The 267-nt window shown below is 68.2% G+C and carries 1 protein-coding gene; it reads right to left on the reverse strand.

Annotation, left to right across the window (positions count from 1 at the left end; genetic code table 11):
• A partial coding sequence (locus ACZ6JE_RS15275) for an exodeoxyribonuclease VII large subunit (protein ID WP_464319494.1) occupies nucleotides 1–267 on the reverse strand: 267 nt, incomplete at both ends.

Genomic DNA, 267 nt, shown 5'->3' on the forward strand with positions numbered 1-267 from the left:
GTGCGGATGTCCTGGATGACGGCACCGCGCTCCGAAGTCACCACGCCGATGACCTGGGGGAGCATGGGCAGGCGGCGCTTGCGCTCGGGGGCGAACAGGCCTTCCTCGAGCAGGCGCTTGCGCAGCATCTCGATCCGGGCGAGCAGCGCGCCCTCGCCGGCGTATTCGATCCGGTCGATGACGAGCTGGTACTTCGATCGGTCGGGGTAGGTGCCGATGCGGCCGGTGGCGATCACCTCGATGCCGTTCTCCGGCTTGATCGAGAGG

Source organism: Frigoribacterium sp. AC759 (genome assembly GCF_979256015.1).